16 protein-coding genes are annotated in these 19,129 nt (G+C 70.5%); 14 read left to right on the forward strand and 2 right to left on the reverse strand.

All coding sequences use genetic code 11. The features are described 5' to 3' along the window. Positions 1-121: 121 nt before the first annotated feature. Both HW577_RS04540 and HW577_RS04545 read right to left on the reverse strand, forming a co-directional pair. On the reverse strand, positions 122-1,132 hold the full coding sequence (locus HW577_RS04540) for a formylglycine-generating enzyme family protein (RefSeq protein ID WP_332837429.1): 1,011 nt from the start codon (positions 1,130-1,132) through the stop codon (positions 122-124). 124 nt (positions 1,133-1,256) lie between these two features. Then, positions 1,257-1,904: a response regulator transcription factor gene (locus tag HW577_RS04545; protein WP_332837430.1), complete on the reverse strand. Its 648-nt coding sequence runs from the start codon at positions 1,902-1,904 to the stop codon at positions 1,257-1,259. A gap of 208 nt (positions 1,905-2,112) precedes the next feature. Between HW577_RS04545 and HW577_RS04550 the strand changes: the two genes are divergently transcribed. From HW577_RS04550 to HW577_RS04615, 14 genes are all read left to right on the forward strand, one after another. Further along, a complete protein-coding gene (locus tag HW577_RS04550; protein WP_198374883.1) occupies positions 2,113-3,918 on the forward strand; it encodes a sensor histidine kinase in 1,806 nt (601 codons plus the stop codon). Positions 3,919-4,393: 475 nt separating this feature from the next. Continuing rightward, positions 4,394-5,188 (forward strand): ABC transporter ATP-binding protein, encoded by a 795-nt coding sequence (locus HW577_RS04555; RefSeq protein ID WP_332837431.1) that lies wholly within the window; start codon positions 4,394-4,396, stop codon positions 5,186-5,188. Further along, on the forward strand, positions 5,185-5,943 hold the full coding sequence (locus HW577_RS04560) for an ABC transporter ATP-binding protein (RefSeq protein WP_198374884.1): 759 nt from the start codon (positions 5,185-5,187) through the stop codon (positions 5,941-5,943). Before HW577_RS04555 ends, HW577_RS04560 begins: the two co-directional genes overlap by 4 nt. Further along, complete coding sequence (locus HW577_RS04565; protein WP_198374885.1) at positions 5,940-7,127, forward strand: ABC transporter substrate-binding protein; 1,188 nt, start codon at positions 5,940-5,942, stop codon at positions 7,125-7,127. Before HW577_RS04560 ends, HW577_RS04565 begins: the two co-directional genes overlap by 4 nt. After that, positions 7,127-7,993, forward strand: a complete 867-nt coding sequence (locus tag HW577_RS04570; RefSeq protein ID WP_198374886.1) for a branched-chain amino acid ABC transporter permease — start codon at positions 7,127-7,129, stop codon at positions 7,991-7,993. The genes HW577_RS04565 and HW577_RS04570 overlap by 1 nt, the downstream gene beginning before the upstream one ends. After that, positions 7,993-8,889: a branched-chain amino acid ABC transporter permease gene (locus HW577_RS04575; protein WP_198374887.1), complete on the forward strand. Its 897-nt coding sequence runs from the start codon at positions 7,993-7,995 to the stop codon at positions 8,887-8,889. The genes HW577_RS04570 and HW577_RS04575 overlap by 1 nt, the downstream gene beginning before the upstream one ends. Beyond that, entirely contained in the window at positions 8,886-9,389 is a 504-nt protein-coding gene (locus HW577_RS04580) for a GAF domain-containing protein (RefSeq protein ID WP_198374888.1), read from the forward strand. Before HW577_RS04575 ends, HW577_RS04580 begins: the two co-directional genes overlap by 4 nt. 30 nt (positions 9,390-9,419) lie before the next feature. Continuing rightward, positions 9,420-10,658: a metal-dependent hydrolase family protein gene (locus tag HW577_RS04585; RefSeq protein ID WP_198374889.1), complete on the forward strand. Its 1,239-nt coding sequence runs from the start codon at positions 9,420-9,422 to the stop codon at positions 10,656-10,658. Between the two features lie 25 nt (positions 10,659-10,683). Next, the gene (locus tag HW577_RS04590) at positions 10,684-11,898 is read left to right on the forward strand and encodes an ABC transporter substrate-binding protein (protein ID WP_198374890.1); all 1,215 of its coding nucleotides are present in this window, start codon (positions 10,684-10,686) and stop codon (positions 11,896-11,898) included. 1 nt (position 11,899) lies between these two features. After that, entirely contained in the window at positions 11,900-12,760 is an 861-nt protein-coding gene (locus HW577_RS04595; protein ID WP_198374891.1) for a branched-chain amino acid ABC transporter permease, read from the forward strand. Further along, positions 12,760-13,650, forward strand: a complete 891-nt coding sequence (locus HW577_RS04600; RefSeq protein ID WP_198374892.1) for a branched-chain amino acid ABC transporter permease — start codon at positions 12,760-12,762, stop codon at positions 13,648-13,650. Before HW577_RS04595 ends, HW577_RS04600 begins: the two co-directional genes overlap by 1 nt. Further along, a complete protein-coding gene (locus tag HW577_RS04605; RefSeq protein WP_198374893.1) occupies positions 13,647-14,408 on the forward strand; it encodes an ABC transporter ATP-binding protein in 762 nt (253 codons plus the stop codon). The genes HW577_RS04600 and HW577_RS04605 overlap by 4 nt, the downstream gene beginning before the upstream one ends. Then, complete coding sequence (locus tag HW577_RS04610) at positions 14,405-15,115, forward strand: ABC transporter ATP-binding protein (RefSeq protein ID WP_198374894.1); 711 nt, start codon at positions 14,405-14,407, stop codon at positions 15,113-15,115. The genes HW577_RS04605 and HW577_RS04610 overlap by 4 nt, the downstream gene beginning before the upstream one ends. A gap of 151 nt (positions 15,116-15,266) precedes the next feature. Next, positions 15,267-19,127, forward strand: coding sequence for a hydantoinase B/oxoprolinase family protein (locus tag HW577_RS04615; RefSeq protein WP_198374895.1), 3,861 nt, complete (start codon positions 15,267-15,269; stop codon positions 19,125-19,127). The last annotated feature ends 2 nt before the right edge of the window (positions 19,128-19,129 follow it).

The raw sequence follows: 19,129 nt of genomic DNA on the forward strand, positions 1-19,129 counted from the left end.
GCGGGCGCTGCGGGGCGCGTCGTCTGCGCGAGCGTCACGCCGCCGGGCAGCGTGCCGGCGGCGAGCCCCGCGGCGCCGCCGAGCAGCATGCCGCGGCGCGATTGGCCGTTACCGTTATGGCTCATGTCCTGTCCTCGTCTGCAGGTTGCGTGGTTTCGCGGCGGATGCAGCGGAAGCCGATGTGGCTCATGCCGGTGTCCACCATCTGCGCGTGGCGCGCGGCCGGCCGATAGCGGCGGCAATAGGACGGCGCGCAGAGGAAGGAGCCGCCCTTGACCACCCTGCGTGGGATGCGGATGGCCGGCTGTGCGATGACGAATGACCGCTCCATGGATGGGCCGCGCGGATTCTCCGTCGCGCAGCAGGCCCGTCTCGCAGGATCGGCGTCTTCATGGCCGGCGGCGAACCAATCGCTCGTCCATTCCCAGACGTTTCCGCAGATTTCAAACAGGCCATAGGGATTGGGCGGAAACGAACGGATCGGGCAGGTGCGTTCGAAGCCGTCGGTGGCGAAGTTTCGCCAGGGAAAAGGGCCCTGCCAGGTATTCGCCATGTCGATGCCGCCCGGCTGGAGTTCGTCGCCCCAGGCGAATTCAGCGCCCTCGAGGCCGCCTCGGGCGGCGAACTCCCATTCGGCCTCGGTCGGGAGTTCCTTGCCCGCCCAGAGCGCATACGCCTCCGCATCCTCGTACGCGATCTGCACGACGGGGTGGTTCTCGCGGCCGGCGACTGTGCTGCCAGGCCCTTCCGGCGCGTGCCAGCAGGCCCCCGGCGTCCAATGCCACCAGTGCGACATGTCGTGCGTGTTGACCGGGCCGTCGGTCATGCTGAAGACCAGCGCGCCGGGTACCAGCATCGCGGTGTCCGCCCCCGGATACAGGGCGGGGTCGAGGGGGCGCTCCGCGACGCTCACATAGCCCGTTGCCGCAACGAAGGCCGCGAAAGCGGCATTGGTGACGGCCGTCGCGTCCATCCAGAAGGGATCGACGTAGACGTTATGCGCTGGCCTCTCCTCCGCGTAGTGGCGGTCGGAGCCCATGAGGAAGGTGCCACCGGGGACACGCACCATGTCTGCCAGCGGCGGGTCAGCCACCTCTCGCAGGTCCGAGCGCGCCTTTCGCTCCGTCGGCATTGACCGTGTTTCCCTCCCGTGCGCCGCCGTGGTGCGGTGACTGCGCGGGACGAAGGCTAACGGGCGAAACGGCCCGCCCCCATCGGGTGGATACCCGAGGCGCCCCGGGCCTGCGTTGGGAGGTTCAGACCGCGGTGATGTTGTTTCTTGCGGCGTAGCGTACGACCTCCGCCACCGTGTGCGCGCCGATCTTGCGCATCAGCGCCCCGCGATGCGTCTCCACTGTCTTGACCGAGATATCGAGGCGCCGGGCGATCTCCTTGTTCGACAGACCCTCTGCGATCGCCTGCACCACCTCGCGCTCACGCGGCGTCAATACTGCAGGTGCAGGCTGGGCTTCGATGCCGCCACGAAGATAGCCTTGCAGGATCCGTTCCGTGACGTCAGCGTTGAAGAATGGGCGATGCGCCGCGAGCGTTCGGACAGCGGCTACGATCTGCTCGTCGATGTCGGACTTGAGAAGATAGCCGCGGGCGCCGGCCTCCAGCACCAGGCGGATCATCTCCTCGCTCTCAACCATCGTGAAGACAAGGATCTCGGTCGTCGGGCTCGCCGCCCGGATCTGGCGTGCCGCTTCGAGCCCGTTCAACTGGGGCATGGCAATGTCCAGGATCGCGACGTCCGGTCCGACTTCCTTGGCCAGGCGCACCGCCTCCCGGCCGTCGGCGGCCTCGCCGACCACGGACCAGCCGGGCTGTAGTTCCAGCACGCTGCGCAATCCACGCCTGACAACGGCATGGTCGTCGGCTAGCAGGATCCTGACCAAGGGCACGCGCTCCGTCGCTCCTGCCGACCTCATATACGTGGACGGCCGCCCAAAGGTAGGACCTGGCGAAACGAAACGCTCATCGGGTCGAAACCCGACTGGACCTGAGGCATTTCGTTTCCCGGATTCGGGCGCTCCTCCGGAAAACGTGATGACATTCGACCGTCTGTGACCCTTGAATGCCAAGAAGTGCACCAAGGGGGGGAGGCGGGGCGTGCGACTGCGGACCTACCTGATCGCGCTGGTGGCGGCGACTCTGGTGCCCGTACTTGCCTTCGCCGGCTGGTCTGCCTGGCGCGCCATGGCGGCCGAGCGGGGCCTTGTGGCGCGAGAACTCGCGCGCCTGGCCGCGAGCGGTGCGGGTGCGCTGGAAGCGGAATTCGGACGCGCCATTGTTCTGGGCCAGACCCTTGCTGCATCCCCGTCGCTGCGGCACGGCGATCTCCAGACTTTCGCCGTCCAGGCTCGGGAAGCGGCCGAGGTGAACGGGACCTCTCTCGCGGTGGGTAACGAGCAGGGGCGCCAGACCTTTAACAGCCGGATCGCAGCGGGCCTTCCAATCGAGGCACGCCCCGCGCCGGAACTTGTGCGCCAGCTGCGCGAGCGGGGTGGACCGTTCGTCACTGACGTGTTCGAGGCACCGCTGATGGACCGGCCCATTGCCGGCGTCATCGTGCCCGTCCACGGCGCGCCGCCGGATATCGCGGTCGCGCTCGGCGTCCGGGTCGATACCGCGCGTCTCGAACGCCTGCTGCCTGAGCCGGTCTTCGGTGCGGGAGCCTTCTCGGTGGCGCTGGACGGGCGCGGCCACGTCGCGGCACGCACTGCGTTTGCCCCCGAAGTCCTCCCAGGCCTTGCGCCGGTTGGGCTGTCACCCGGCCAGGTCGGCCTGATCGAAGGTCCTGACCGCGTACGCCTTCTGGTCGCGCGCAACCCTATCTCGGGAACCGACTGGCAGGTGCTGGTCGCGGCGCCCGAAGAGGCCGTGGCGGGCCGCGCGCGAGGGGCACTGCTTCGCCTGAGCATCGCGGGCACCCTTGGTCTTCTCGTCGCGATCGTCCTGGCGGTCGTGCTGGCCGCGTTCCTCCTTCGCCAAGCGCGCGTGCTCGTGGCGGTGGCGTCGGAGATGGTCGAAGGCGACGCGGTTACGAGCAGGCCCCGGGTGACGGAAGTCGTCGCGTTACGACAGGCCCTCGAAGCTGCGGGCGCCGCAATCCGCAGCCGGGCCGAATCGCAGGCTCGCCTGAAGGTCATGACCGAAACAGCCGTACTCCTGGAACAGCGCGTGGCTGAGCGCACCCGCGAGTTGGAAGAGACGACCGGGCGCCTCCTGAACGCAGAGGACGAGACGCGACGCCGCATTGCGCGCGACCTTCACGACAGCACGGTGCAGGAATTGGTTGGGGCATCGCTCTGCATCGCCCGCGCTCGCGCAGCGCCGGCGGAGGCGGAGCAGGCGCTGGCCGATGCTGCTGCCGCGCTGGCGCGGGCGAGCCGGGAACTGCGGACGGTGTCCTTCGTGCTGCAACCGCCACTGCTCGACGAATGCGGGCTTGTCGTGGCGCTGAAGGTCTATGCCGAAGGGGTCGCGCGACGCAGTGGGATCGCAGTTTCCGTGGAGGTGCCGAAGGTTGCGCCGCTGCTTTCCCGACCGACCGAGACGGCACTGTTCCGCGTCGTCCAGGAAGCGCTTGCCAACGCCGTGTCGCACGCCGACGCGACCACGGTCCGCGTCCGCATCACGGGCGATCGGGATACGATTTCGGTCGAAGTCACCGACAACGGCAAGGGACTGGTTGCCGGGCGCGATGGAGCTTCGGGAACGGCTGAGGGTGTTGGCATACCGGGCATGCGAGCGCGCATTCGCCAGTTGGGCGGAGAGTTCACCGTGGGGACAGGTCCCGAAGGAACAACTATCCGTGCTCGGCTTATGGCGACCGCTGTTGCGCCGCAGCAGGACCGCATGGCGTCGCCTGAGACGGACGACCACCTGCGGCCAGTGACTCTGGCATCCGAATGAGCGTCGGTCGTTCCCCCTGTAGGGCCTAATCGCCGGGCTGATCCTTGTGCGCGATGGATGGGCAGGCTGAATCCGCATCGGCCCCGACGGATCGTCGAAGATGGGCCAGACTCCCGCACTCACAATCATGCGTGGAGGAGGGCGGGCAACGCCGAAGCCGGTTGACCACGCTTGGGTTATCCGCATCCGCGACTGCGCCGATGCTGACGCAGTGCTCCGTCGATGGCCAGCGCGGTTCGTCCATTGCCAGGAGGTTCATCTCCTTCATGTCCTGGGATGCGATTCCCCTCGGTCGGCGGGCCATGGCATCCCGACAAGCTGACCGCGCCGAGCCTCAGTGGGGCGGGGGCAACAGTCGCCTGGACGCTCCGATGGGAGCGCCACAGGCGACGTGATGGATACCGGGCAGCCGGGCTTCCTGCCCAGCCACTCGAGCTCCGTCCACTCCCCCTTGCCATGCAATGCGAAATCCGCCGTGCTGCACCGGATGGAGTCCGATCAGACACGCGATGCACTGCTGCAGGTCAGGGACTTGCGCCTGTCCTTCGGCGGCCTCGCCGCACTGGACGGCGTGACCTTCGACGTCGCGCCGGGACGCATCACGGCCCTCATCGGTCCGAACGGCGCGGGCAAGACGACGTTGTTCAACGCCGTCTCCGGCCTGCTGCGCCCGCAGGCCGGCAGCGTGCGGCTGCGCGGCGTGGAACTGCTCGGCCTCCCGCCGGAGAGGATCACTGCGCAGGGGCTGGTGAGGTCCTTCCAGATCGCGCGCGGCTTTCCCAGGCTGTCGGTCTTCGAGCACCTGATGCTCTACGGCCGTGACCAGCCCGGGGAAGGCTGGACCGCCGCGCTACTGGGCAGCGCCGCCGCGCGACGGCGGGAAGCGGCGCTCGCCGAACAGGCGCTGGCTGTGGCGCGCCGGCTGCGCCTGGCCGCGGTCATCGACAACCAGGTCACGGCGCTGTCGGGCGGGCAGAAGAAGCTGCTCGAGATCGGCCGCGTGCTGATGGCCGAACCGGTCCTGCTGTTGCTCGACGAACCCGCGGCCGGGGTGAACCCGACGCTGGCGGAGGAGATCGGCGACCTGCTGCGCGCGATCGTTGCGGAAGGGCGGACCATCCTGCTGGTCGAGCACGACATGGCGCTGATCGAACGCATCTCGGACCACGTCGTCGTCATGGCGGCTGGCCGCAGGCTGGCCGAAGGGAGGTTCGCGCAGATCCGCGAGGACGTCGCCGTGCAGGACGCCTATCTGGGCGGCGCGCGATGACGGCCCTGGCGGTAGAGGAGCTGACCGGCGGCTACGCGGCCGCCGACCATGTGGTGAAGGGGGTGTCGCTCGGCGTCGCGCCCGGGGAACTGCTCTGCGTCATCGGCCCCAACGGCGCGGGCAAGTCCACGGTGCTGAAGCTACTGACCGGGCTGCTGCGGCCGCGCGCCGGGCGCGTCGCGCTCGATGGGCGCGACGTCACGGGGCTGTCGCCGCGGCGGATGATCGAGGCCGGGCTCGTGCTGGTGCCGCAGGAACGCAACGTCTTCGGCACGCTCACCGTCGAGGAGAACCTGGCGATGGGCTGCTTCCTTGACCCGCGTCGCGCACGGGCGCGGATGGCGGTGGTGACGGACCGCTTCCCGCTGCTGGCTGAACGGCGCCGCCAGGCCGCGCGGAGCCTGTCCGGGGGGCAGCGGCAGATACTCGCCATGGGCCAGGCGCTGATGAGCGAGCCGCGCGTGCTGCTGCTCGACGAGCCCACCGCCGGCCTTTCGCCGAAAGCCGCGGCCGACCTGTTCGCCCTGGTGCGCTCCACCGCCGCGTCGGGCGTCGCGGTGCTGATGGTCGAGCAGAACGCGCTGCAGGCGATGGAGGTCTCCGACCGTGCGCTCGTGCTGGTCGATGGCCGCAACGCGCATGAGGGCCCGGCGCCGGCCCTGGCGCGCGACCCCGAGATCCGCCGCCTGTTCCTCGGCGGACGCGGAGCGGGCAGTATGGATGCCTCAGGGACTGGAAGGGAGACACAGCGATGACGCTTCTCACCCGCCGCGCGGCCTTCGCCGCGGGCACCGCCATGCTTGCCGTGCCGTCGCTGGCGCGTGCGCAGGGCGCACCCATCCGGCTCGGCACGCTGACGCCGCTGACCGGCGCCGGCGGCCCCTATGGCCCGGTCATGGCCAATTGCGTGCGGGCCGTGATCGCCGAGGTGAACGCTGCCGGCGGCGTGCTTGGCCGGCAGGTGCAGCTGGTCAGCGAGGACGACCAGACCAACCCGGAAGCGGGCGTGCGGGCCGCGCGCAAACTGATCGACGTCGACCGTGTCGCCGCCATCATGGGCACCTGGGCATCGTCGGTGACCACGGCGGTGGCGCCGCTGTGCTGGGAAAGCCGCACCTTCCTCGCCACCGTCTCGGGCGCCGATTCCATCACCGCCCTGCCACACAACGGCTGGCTGGTACGCACCCAGCCCAACACGACGCTGCAGGGGCGCAAGTTCGGCGAATACGTGCTGGAACTCGGTGCGAAGCGCGCCTTCTTCATGGCGCCGCAGACGCCCTTCACCCAGTCCCAGTTCACCAACATGAAGGTGGCGCTCGAACGCGGCGGCGGCAGCGCGGACCTGCTGATCTACGACGCCAACAAGCCGTCCCTGCGCACCGAGGTGGACCAGGCGCTGCGCGCGCGGCCGGAGGTCATCGTGCTCGGCGGCTACACGCCGGACAGCACAGTGCTGCTGCGCGACATCTTCCGCGCCGGCTTCCGCGGCAAGCTGCTCGCCTTCGCCTATTCGGTGAACCAGCAGATGATCGGGTCCTTGCCGCATGAGGTGACGGAAGGGATCTACACCCTCGCCCCCTCGCCGGCCGAAGGCTCGGGCGGCTTCGACCGGGTGAAGCGCATCGTCGGGTCCGATAATCCCGACCCCTACACCTGCCAGATCTATGACCACGTGAACCTGGTGCTGATGGCCATGGCCGCGGGCCGCGACGGCACCGGGCAGGCGATCCGCGACAGCATCCGCCGCGTCAGCCAGGGCGGCGGCGAGCGGGTGGACAATGCGGTGGACGGGCTGCGCATCGTCGCGGCGGGGGGCAAGGTGGACTACGACGGCGCCTCCGGCCCCTGCGACTTCACCGATGCGGGCGACATCAGCGACTGCCGGTTCCGCTATGAACAGGTGCGCGCCGGGCGGCAGACCCTGCTGCGCATCGCCTGATGCCCGAGGCGCTGATCCAGGCGCTGATCAACGGCGTGATCGCCGGCACCATCCTCGCGGTGCCGGCGCTCGGCTTCACGGCGATCTTCGCGGTGTTGAACTACCCGAACTTCGCCATCGGCGCGCTGGCGACGGTCGGCGCCTATGCCGGATGGGTCGGCAACACCGCCTTCGGCCTGCCGATGGCAGCGGCGCTGCCGGTCGCCTTCGTCGCTGCGGCCCTGGCCGGGCTCGCAGTCCAATGGATGGCTGTAAAACCGCTCGAGGCGGCCGGGGCGTTGATGATGGCGATCGCCTCGCTCGCCGCGGGGCTGGTGCTCGAGAACATGCTGCGCTTCGGCTTCGGCAACGAATTGCGCGGCTTCGACCTGCCGCTGCTGCGCGACTGGCGCTTCGGCGCCTTCCGCGTCGGGCCGCAGCAGGTGGAGAACTTCGTCCTCGCCCTGGCCTGCATGGCGCTGCTCTGGGCCTTCCTGCGCTTCAGCCGTACCGGGCGCGCGATGCGCGCGGTGGCCGACAACCGGGACCTCGCGCTGCTGCGCGGCGTCGATCCGGTGCGCGTCGCGGCGGTGACGGTCGCGGTCGGCGCGGGGCTCGCGGGCATGGGCGGGATGCTGGTCGGGCTCGACACCTCGGTCGATCCGCTGGTGGGCACGCGGCTGGTGCTGTCGATCTTCGCCGCGGCGGTGCTGGGCGGGCTCGGCTCGATCCCCGGCGCGGTGGCGGGCGCGATCGCGATCGGCGTGGCGGAGGAAGTCGCCGTGCTTGCCTTCAACCCCGCCTATCGGCTGGTGGTGGGCTTCGTCGCCATCCTGGCCGTGCTGACGCTGCGCCCGGCTGGGCTGTTCGGCACGCGGGCCGGCTGATGGTCTCCTACATCGTCTTCCTGCTGGTGATCGCCGGCATCTACGCGCTGCTCGCGCAGAGCCTCTGCCTCGCCTGGGGCGTCACGGGGCTGGTCAATCTGGGCCTGGCGGGGTTCTTCGCCATCGGCGCCTATGCGTCCGCCACGGTGGTGAAGTGGGGCGGCGCGCCGGTGCCGCTCGGGTTGCTCGCCGCGCTCGCCGCGGGTGCGATCGCGGGCTTCGTCGTCTGCGTCTCGACGCTGCGGCTGCGCGACGACTACCTCGCGATCGTCACCCTCGGCTTCGCCGAGGCGGTGCGCGTCGTCGCCTCCAACGAGATCTGGCTGACCGGCGGGACGGACGGCATTTCCGGCATCCCCGCCGGGCTGCCGCGCGACTGGGGCCAGGGCTTCCACCTGGCGTCGCTCGCGGCGGTCAGCGCCGTGGTCGGTGCGGTGTGGCTGGCGCTGCGGCGGCTGGTCGCCTCGCCCTGGGGGCGCGCGCTGCGCGCGGTGCGCGAGGACCAGGTGGTCGCCGCGGTCGCCGGCAAGCGCGTGACGCGGCTGAAGGCGGAAGCCTTCGCCATCTCCGCGGCCATCGCGGCGCTCGCGGGCGCGCTGTATGGCCACTATACCTCCTACATCGCGCCGGAGATCTTCCAGCCGCTGGTCACCATCTATGTCTTCCTCGCGGTGACGGCGGGCGGCAATGGGCGGCCGACCGGTGCTACGGTCGGCGCCTACCTGCTGATCGCCTTCCTGGAGGCGACGCGCTTCGCGGCGGAGGTCGTGCCCGGAGTCAGCGCCCTGCAGGCCGCGGCGCTTCGCGAAATGGCGGTCGGCGTCGCGCTGATCCTGCTGCTGCGCTTCCGCCAGCGCGGCATCTTTCCGGAACTGAACCAGAAGGCCCCCGCATGACGCCCGAACTCGTCGCCCTCGCCCGCGCCGCCGCGGGTTCCGTCGATCCGGTCGCGGTGTTCCGCGCGGCCGAGGCCGCCTCCACCGCGTTGATCCGCCACCGCCTGTTCACCGTGCTGTTCGTCGTCCCCGGCGGGGCGGAGGTGGAGCGCGTATACTCCTCCAACCCCGCCGCCTATCCGCTGACCGGGCGCAAGCGCATGGGCCCGACGCCCTGGGGCGAGCATGTCCTGACACAGGGCCGCTGCTGGATGGGCAATACCGCCGAGGAGATCCGCTGGGCCTTCCCCGACCACGAATTGATCGCGAGCCTGGGCTGCGCCGCCTGCATCAACGTGTCGGTGCGCGAGGGCGGGGAGGTGGTCGGCACGCTCAACATCCTCGACGCCGCCGGCGCCTATGCCGAGCCGGACATCGCCGTGGCGGAGGTCATCGGCGGCTTCCTGCCGGGCGCGCTGCGCCGCGCCGCCCATCTGGCCGCCGCCGCGCGGGCGGACTAGCGTCTGGCCCTTCGATCGGAGATCACCCGCATGACCGACGCCGTCCTGTTCGAGAACGCCGCCATCCTGGACGGCAGCGCCGATGGCGCCGTGCCCGGGCACGTCCTGGTCGAGGCCGGCATGATCAAGGAGGTCAGCGACGCGCCGATCGCCGCAGCCTCCGCGCGCCGCGTCGACCTTCGCGGCCGCACGCTGATGCCAGGCCTGATCGACGCGCATGTGCATGTCGTGGCCGGGGTGGTGAACCTCGGCTTGAACGCCATGCTGCCGGACCCGCTTGTGGCGTTCCGCGCGGCGAAGATCATGCATGGGATGCTGATGCGCGGCTTCACCACCGTGCGCGACCTGGGGGGCTGCACCCATGGGCTGCGCATGGCGCGCGACGAGGGGCATTTCGACGGGCCGCGGCTGAACATCTCCGGCAAGGCGCTGTCGCAGACCGGCGGGCATTGCGACTTCCGAGGCCGGCACGACACGCGCGACACCGCCTTCTTCGCCGCGCGGCTGGGCAGCCTGGGCCGGCTGGTCGATGGCGTCGCCGATGTGCGGCGCGCCTGCCGGGAGGAGATCAAGGCCGGTGCCGACTACATCAAGATCATGGCCAATGGCGGCGTCGCGTCGCCCACCGACCCGATCGCCTTCGTCGGCTTCTCGCGGGAGGAAGTGCTGGCCGCGGTCGAGGAGGCCGAGAACGCTGGCACCTATGTCGCGGCACACCTGTACACCGACAGCGCCATCCGCCGCGCCGTGGAATGCGGCGTGCGCAGCCTTGAGCACTGCAACCTGATCGAAGGCGAGACGGCCCGCTTCGCCGCTCATCGCGGTGCCATCGCCTGCCCGACGCTGGTGACCTACCAGGCGCTGAAGGATGAGGGCGCGGCGATGGGCTTCCCGGCCGAATCGGTCGCGAAGATCGACGATGTGCGTCTGGCCGGGCTGCGCTCGCTCGAGACCATGCGCGAGGCCGGGCTGACGATGGCCTTCGGCACCGACCTGCTGGGCGAGCTGCATCGCCACCAGTCGGAGGAATTTGTCATCCGCGGCCGCGTGCTGCCGGCCATCGAGGTGATCCGCAGCGCCACGCTGAACGCCGCGAAGCTGCTTATGTCCGAAGGGCGCATCGGCTGCGTCGCCCCTGGCGCGCATGCCGACCTGGTCGTCGTCGAGGGCGATCCGCTCAAGGACCTCTCCCTGCTCACCGGCCAGGGCAGGCATCTCTCCGCCATCATGCTCGGCGGCCGCTTCGTCAAGGATCAGCTGGCGGCCTGAGCCGCCCAACAGGGAGACACTATCCATGACCATCACCCGTCGCATCGTACTGGCCGGCAGCGCTGGTGCGCTCGCCATGCCGAACGTCGTGCGCGCGCAGGGCGAGACCTTCCGCGTCGGCGCGCTGAATCCCGTGACCGGCGCGGGGTCGCCCTATGGCTCGGGCATGCAGCGCATGATCGGCGCGGCGGTGGAGGCGATCAATGCCGCCGGCGGCGCGAACGGCCGTCGCATCGAGCTGTTCAGCGAGGACAGCCAGACAAGCCCGCAGGCCGCCGTGCTCGCCGCGAAGAAGCTGATCGAGGTCAACCGCGTGCGCGCCATCCTCGGCACCTGGTCCTCCGGTGTGTCGCTCGCCGTCATGCCTCTGACCAACGATGCCGACATCCTGCTGATGCACACCTCCGGCGCGCCGGCGCTGTCGACGCCGCCGGTCAACGCGAAAAGCCTCGGCTTCCGCTTCCAGGCGACCAATGACCGCTTCGGCCGCGCCTTCGCCGAGATCGCGGCGCGCGAGGGCTTCCGCCGCCCGGCCACCATGGCCTTCAACAACGCCTCCGGCATCGGCAACACCGATGGCTTCCGCCGCGCCTGGGCCGCCAAGGGCAACCAGAACGGCGAGCACGTGGTCTACGAACCCAACCAGCCTTCGTACCGCGCCGAATTGCTGCGCGTGCTGAACACGCGCCCGGACGTCATCGTGATGGGATCCTTCCTGCCCGACACCACGATCATCCTGCGCGAATGGTTCCAGACCGGCACGCCGATGAAGTGGATCATCCCCGGCTGGGCGGCGAACCCGCAACTCGTGCAGGCGCTCGGCCCGGCGGTGACGCAGGGGATCATCGCGGTCGAATCCGTCTCGAACGAGGGCGCTCCCGCCTTCGCCGCCTTCGACGCGGCGCATCGCCGCGCCATGGGCAACCAGCCGGGCACTGCCAACGCCTATGCCGCCATGACCTGGGACATGGCGAATACGCTCGCACTCGCGATCGAGCAGGCAAAGTCCTTCGAGACCGCGGCGATCAACGCCGCGATCCGCCAGGTGGCGAACCCGCCGGGCGAGGCGGTGGCGACCTTCGCCGAGGGCAAGGCCGCGATCGCCGCCGGGCGGAAGGTGAACTACGAGGGCGCTTCCTCGGTGCTCGACTTCGACCAGTTCGGCGACGTGACGCCCGACTTCGGCGCATACTTCATCGAGCAGGGCCAGTTCAACCGGCGCTACGTCGTGAAGATCTGAGGTGTTCGGCCAGCTCCTCGTCGCCGGCATCGTGCATGGGCTGATCATCGGCCTCGCCGCGCTGGCGGTAACGCTGGTCTTCGGCATCGCCCGCTTCCCCAACGCGGCGGCGGGCGACACCATGACCGCGGGGGCCTATGCCGGGCTTGTCGCGCACAAGGCCAGCGGATCGCTGCTGGTCGCTGGCGGCGCGGCGGTGGCGGCGTCGGGGCTGATCTCGCTGCTGGGCTACCTGCTGGTGTTCCGCCCGCTGGCGCGGCGGCCTGTGGCCTCGCTGCTGGTCGCGGCGATCGGCGTCGCCTTCCTGATCCGCGCGGCGCTGGGCATCGTCTTCGGGCACCAGCAGCAGGTCTTCCAGGTGCCGCTCGCCTGGCCGATCGAGGTCGCAGGCATCCGAATCCCGCCGATGGACCTGACGCTGGCCGGCGTGGCGGCCTGCGCGCTGGCCGGGGCCTTCGGCGTGCTCTACCTGACCTCGATCGGGCGGCAGATGCGCGCGGTGGCGGATGATCCGGACCTTGCGCGCGTCTCCGGCATCCGGCCGATGCGCGTGATGGTGACGCTGTGGCTGCTCGCCGGCGCCGCGGCGGGGATCGCCGGGCTGATGCTGGGCGTAAAGACCGTGGTGGCGCCGGAGATGGGCTGGGAAGGGCTGCTGTCGGCCTTCGCCGCGGCGATCCTGGGTGGCATCGGATCGCCGGTCGGCGCGGTGGCGGCGGGGCTCCTGCTGGGCATTGCGCAGGAGATCTCCACGCCCTATGTCGGCTTTACCTACAAGATCGCGCTGTCCTTCGCGGTGATGCTGGCGGTGCTGCTGTTTCGCCCGCGCGGGCTGTTCGGACGCGTCGAGGGCGTGCGCTGATGGAAGCCTATCTCGTCGCCATCGCCATCATCGCCGCGATCTACGTGCTGCTGACGCTCGGCCTGACGCTGCAATACGGGCTGACGGGGCTGGTGAATTTCGGCCATGTCGGCTTCTTCGCGATCGGCGCCTATGCCTCGGCGCTGATCAGCATGCAGGGCATGCCGCTGGTCGTTTCCTTCGTGTGCGCGGCGGCGATCGCGGCGCTGGCGGCCTATCCGATCGGACTCGTCGCGCTGCGGCTGCGCGACGACTATTTCGCGGTGGTGACACTTGGCTTCAGCGAGACGGTCCGGCTGGCCATCACCTCGGAGAAGTGGCTGACCAACGGCGTGCAGGGCATCCCCGGCGTGCCGAAGGCCTTCGCGGGGATGGGGATCGGGATGGCGGGCGCGGTTGCGACGCTCGCCGCCATCGCGCTGGCGTGCGGCGTGGCGGCGCTGATGCTGCGGCGGATCACGCGGTCCCCCTTCGGCCGCGTGATCGAGGCGATCCGCGACAACGAGGATGCGCTGCGCGCGCTCGGCAAGGACCCCGCGCGCTTCAAGATCCAGGTGCTGGCGTTGGGCTCGGCACTCGCCGGCGTGGCCGGTGCTTTCTATGCGCACTACATCACCTATCTCTCGCCGGACCAGTTCATCCCGCTGGTGACCTTCTATGTCTGGATGGCGATGATCATGGGCGGGGTCGGGCGTGTCTCCGGCGCCGTCGTGGGCGCGCTGCTGCTGATGCTGTTCCTGGAAGGCACGCGCTTCCTGCGCGATGTGGCGCCGGACCTGATCTCGGCGGTGGACATGGCGTCCGTGCGGCTGGGGGCGGTGGGCCTGGCGCTGGTGCTGTTCACGCTGTTCCGCCCGCAGGGGCTCATGGGCGACTACACGCGGCGATGACGCTGTCCGTGCGCAACATCGGAAAATCCTTCGGCGGCTTCCGCGCGCTGGACGACGTGTCGCTGGAGATGCCGGCCGACGGGCTGCTCGGCATCATCGGCCCGAACGGCGCGGGCAAGTCGACGCTGTTCTCGGTGATGTCGGGCTTCATGGCGGCGGATGCGGGTGGGGTGTCGCTGCATGGCCGGCCGCTCGACCGGCTGGGCGCGGCGGCGCGCGCGCGCGCCGGCATGGTGCGCACCTTCCAGGTGCCGCGCGAATTCCACCACCTGACGGTGCGCGAGAACCTGATGGCCGCCGCCCCCGGCCAGACCGGGGAGAACCTGCTCGGCGTCTTCCTCAGCCCCCGGCGCGTGCGCACAGAGGAAGCGGCGATCCGCGTCGAGGCCGAGGCCACCATGGACTTCCTGCGCCTTGCGCCCGTGGCGGACACGCCCGCCGGGCGGCTTTCGGGCGGGCAGAAGAAGCTGCTGGAACTCGGTCGCGCGCTAATGGCGAAGCCGCGGCTGATCCTGCTCGACGAACCCTTCGCCGGCGTGAACCCGGTGCTGATCGGCCAGATCATGGACCGCGTCGCGACGCTGAACGCGCGCGGCATCGGCTTCCTGGTCATCGAGCACGACCTCGAGGCGCTGTCGCGCCTGGTGCCGCGCCTTGTGGTGATGGACCGCGGCCGCGTGCTCGCAACCGGCGCACCGGACGTCGTGCTGGCCGACCCCGCGGTGCGCGAGGCCTATCTCGGCGGCGCCGTGGCATGACCCTGCTGGTGATCGAGCGCCTGACCGGCGGCTATGGCGAGACCGATATCCTCAACGGAATAGACCTGACGATCGAGACCGGCGAGATCCTGACCGTCGCCGGCACCAACGGCGCGGGCAAGTCCACGCTGGCACGCGCGGTGATGGGGCTGCTGCCGCGCGTGGCCGGGCGCGTCGCGCTGGACGGGCGCGACATCCTGGCCGAGCCGGTCGAAGCGCGGCTCGCGCTCGGCATCGCCTATGTGCCACAGGTGGGCAACGTCTTCGCCTCGCTCAGCGTGATCGAGAACCTGCAGGTCGTGCAGGGCGTGCGCGACGCGCGAGCTCGCATCGCCGAATTGCTGGCCGCCTTCCCGGCGCTGGCGGAACGCCGCCGCGCCCGCGCCGGCAGCCTTTCGGGCGGGGAGCGGCAGCAGCTCGCCTTCGCCCGCGCGCTGATGGCCCGTCCGCGGCTGATGATCCTGGACGAGCCGACCGCCGCGCTGGCGCCGGCACGCATCGCGGAGTCCTTCGCGCGCATCCGCGGCCTGCCGGCACTCGGCGTCAGCGTGCTGATGGTGGAACAGCGCGCGCGCCAGGCGCTGGCGATCTCCGCCCGCGGCTGCATCCTCGATGGCGGGCGCGTCGCGATGCTGGGCCCCGCGGCGACACTGCTGGCCGACGAAGGGGCGGCGGCGCTGTATCTGGGCCGCGCTGCCACGGCGTGAAGCATCCGCGCGGGCGGGCTGCGCACGGGCGATGCAGCCTTCGCCGGACGCCGAAACTTTCTTTCCCGTGCCGGTGGCGGCGCATTGGCGGGGCTTGCCACGCGGACTAGGCTCGATGGCCTGAGGCGCGGCGCAGGGGGCTCGTGGATCGATGGACGCACGCTGGCGGATCGGCTTCGACATCGGCGGAACCTTCACCGACTTCATCCTGGCGGATGCGCAGGCCGGCTCCATCCGCCTCCACAAATGCCTCACCACGCCGGCCGACCCGTCCGTCGGCGCGCTGGCGGGGCTTGCCGAGGTGACGGAAGCGGCCGGCATCGCGCTGTCCGACGTGGCGGAGATCCTGCACGGCACCACGCTCGTCACCAACGCGATCATCGAGCGCAAGGGCGCGCCGGTCGGCCTCATCACGACCCAGGGGTTCCGCGACCTGCTCGAGATGGGCACCGAGCAGCGCTACGACATCTACGACCTGTTCCTGCGCTATCCGGACCCGCTCGTCGCCCGTCGCCATCGCCTCGAGGTCCCCGAGCGTGTGGACCGCGAGGGCCGCGTCGTGACCCCGCTCGACGAGGATGCGGTCGAGCGCGCCGCGCGCAGGCTCGCGGCCGCGGGCGCGCAGGCGGTCGCGATCTGCTTCCTGCACAGCTACGCCAATCCCGCACATGAACGCCGCGCCGCCGAGATCGTTCGGCGGACGGCGCCGGAGCTGTCGGTGTCCGTCTCTTCACAGGTCGTCGCGGAGCTGTGGGAATACCAGCGCACGGTCACAACCTGCGCGAACGCCTATGTGCAGCCGCTGATGGACCGCTACGTCACGCGGCTCGAGCGCGAATTGTGGGCGCGCGGCTTCCGCGGCGCGCTGCGGCTCATGCATTCGGCGGGCGGGCTGGTCAGCCCCGCGGCGGCGCGCGCATTCCCGATCCGCCTGCTGGAATCGGGGCCGGCGGGCGGCGGGCTCGCCACGGCGCTGTTCGGACTGCGCGCAGGGCATCGCGACGTCATCTCCTTCGACATGGGCGGCACCACCGCGAAGGCCTGCATGATCGAGGACGGCCGCGTCGAGATCGCGGCGATGATGGAGGCCGGGCGCGTCCATCGGTTCAAGAAGGGTTCCGGCCTGCCCATCAAGGCACCGGTCATCGACATGATCGAGATCGGCGCCGGCGGGGGGTCCATCGCGCGGATCGACGAGGTCGGGCTGCTGCGCGTGGGACCGCACAGCGCGGGGGCGGATCCCGGCCCAGCCTGCTACGGGCGCGGCGGCACCGAGCCGACCGTGACCGACGCGAACCTCGCCCTTGGCTGGTACGATCCGGCCTTCTTCCTCGGCGGGCGCATGACGCTGGATGCGACCGCCGCGCAGGCGGCGATGGGCACGCTCGGCGCGCGGCTGGGCCTTTCCCCGGTCGAGACCGCCTGGGGCGTCGCCAAAGTGGTGACCGAGAGCATGGCCGCGGCCGCGCGCGTGCACCTGGTCGAGAAGGGCAAGGACCCGCGCCGCTACGCCATGGTGGGCTTCGGCGGCGCCGGCCCGGCCTATGCGGCGATGGTCGCCCGCGCGCTCGGCGTGCGGGAGGTGATCATCCCGCCGGCTTCCGGCGCCGCCTCGGCGCTCGGCTTCCTGGTTGCGCCACTGTCCTTCGAGCAGGTGCGGTCCTGCGTCACGGTGATGGAGCCTGGCTTCGACGCCGCGCCCGCCAATGCGGCGCTGGTGGCGCTGGAAGCCGAGGGCCGCCGGCTGCTGGCCGAGGCCGGCGTGCCGGAGGCGGAGATGCGCGTCGAGCGGTCCGCCGACATGCGCCTGGTTGGCCAGGTGCATGAGATCACGGTGCCGCTGCCGGACGGGCCCCTATCGGACGAGCGGCTCGCCGAGATCAAGGCGGCCTTCGCCGGGGTGTACACCGCCCGCTACACTGCGCTGTTCGAGGGCGCGAAGCTCGAGGCGATCTCTTTCCGCGTGCGCGTCGTCGGCCGGGAGCCGACGCTCGCGCTGCAGCAGGCCGGCGCCGACGCCGCCGGGCGGCCGAAGCGCAAGGGCGCGCGCCGGAGCTACTTCGACGGCGCCTGGCACGAGGCGAGCGTGTGGGACCGCTACGCGCTGACGGAAGGCGACAGCATCGCCGGGCCCGCCATCATCGAGGAACGGGAAGCGACCACAATCGTCCCGCCGGGCGATTCCGTCACCGTAGATGCGGGCGGCAACCTGCGCATCGCGGTTGCCTCCGCGCCCATACCGGATGCCGTCGTCACGCGCGAGATGCCGATCGCCGAGGCGATGGCGCGGATCGAGGCCGACCCCATCGCGCTGGAGATCATGTGGTCGCGGCTGGTGACGGTGGTGGAGGAGATGTGGCTGACCGTCTGCCGCACCGCCTTCAGCCTCATCATCAGCGAGGCGCAGGATTTCGCCTGCGAATTGCTGGACCCGAACGGCGAGACGCTGGCCCATTCGCCGCGCGCGATGCCGGTCTTCAACCTGACGGTGCAGCGGGCGGCCAAGGCGCTGCTGCGGAAGTTCCCGGCGGAGACCCTGGCGCCAGGCGACGTGCTGATCACGAACGATCCGTGGCTCTGCGCGGGGCATCTGCACGACCTTGCCATCGCGACGCCTGTCTTCAAGGACGGGCGCATGGTGGCGCTAATGACCTGCGTGGGGCATGTCGCGGACATCGGCGGCACGAAGGACCATCTGCGCGCCCGCGAGGTGTACGAGGAAGGGCTGCAGATCCCGCCGATGAAGCTCGCGCGCGCGGGCGTGCCGAACGAGGACCTGCTGGCCCTGATCGCGGAGAATGTCCGCAATCCCTGGCAGGTGCTGGGCGACATCCATTCCATGATGGCGGCGAACGCGCTCGGCGCGGACCGGCTCGTCGCCTTCATGGACGAATACGGCATGCACGACCTGCAGGCACTGGCCGCGGTGGTGCAGAACCGCGCGGAAGCCGCGATGCACGAGGCGATCCGCGCGATCCCGGACGGCGTCTATACCTCGGTCATCAGCAACAACCCGCTCGGCACGGAACTGTCCTATCCGCTGAAGGTGACGGTTGCGGGGGATGCGATCGAACTCGATTTCGAGGGCACGCCGGCCCAGCTGCCGCAGGGCGGGCTGAACTGCACGCTCAACTACACCGAGGCGCATGCCACCTATCCGCTGAAATGCATGCTCTCGCCCAATGTGCGCGGCAATGCGGGCTGCTACCGGCCCTTCACGGTGAAGGCGCCGGAAGGGTCCATGCTGAACTGCACCAGGCCGGCCAGTGTCTACCTGCGCACGCGCACGGGCTGGTACATCGCGCCCAACATCTTCCGCGCCATGTCCCAGGCCGCGCCCGGCCTGGTGCAGGCGATGACGGGCCTGCCGGTGTCCGTCGGCATGTATGGCTGGGATGCGACGAAGCGGCTCTATGCCGACCACCTGTTCATGGGCGGCGGCCAGGGCGCCTCGGCGCGGGGCGACGGCAAGTCGTCGCTGCTGTGGCCGACCTCGGCGGCGAACACCTCCATCGAGCTGATGGAACAGCGGGTGCCCGTGCTGGTGCTGGAAAAGGCCTATCTTCCCGATAGCGGCGGGCCGGGGCGCCATCGCGGCGGGCTCGGCCAGGTGGTGCGCGTGCGCAAGCTGGAGGATGACGGGCTGCCGACGCTGACCTCGCTGTATCCGGAAGGCGTGCGCATCCGCACCCCGGGCCTGTTCGGCGGCGCGCCGGGCGGACTGGCCTGGGGCGGCGTGCGCGACGATGCCGGCGGCCTGGTGAAGGATTGCGGCACGGGCGAGTTGGTGACGCTGACCAGCGCAGCCGAGATCGCCGAGGTACGACTGTGCGGCGGCGCCGGCTACGGCGACCCGCGGGACCGCAGCCTCGCCGCGATCGCGGACGACCTCGCCGACGGATACCTGACGCCGGAGGCGGCGATGCGCGACTATGGCGTCGTGCTGCGCGAGGACGGGACGCTCGACGAGGACGCCAGCCGGCGCCGGCGCGAAGCCGCCGCGGCCGAGTGAAC

The sequence above is a fragment of the Neoroseomonas rubea genome (genome assembly GCF_016106015.1).
Classification (GTDB): domain Bacteria; phylum Pseudomonadota; class Alphaproteobacteria; order Acetobacterales; family Acetobacteraceae; genus Neoroseomonas; species Neoroseomonas rubea.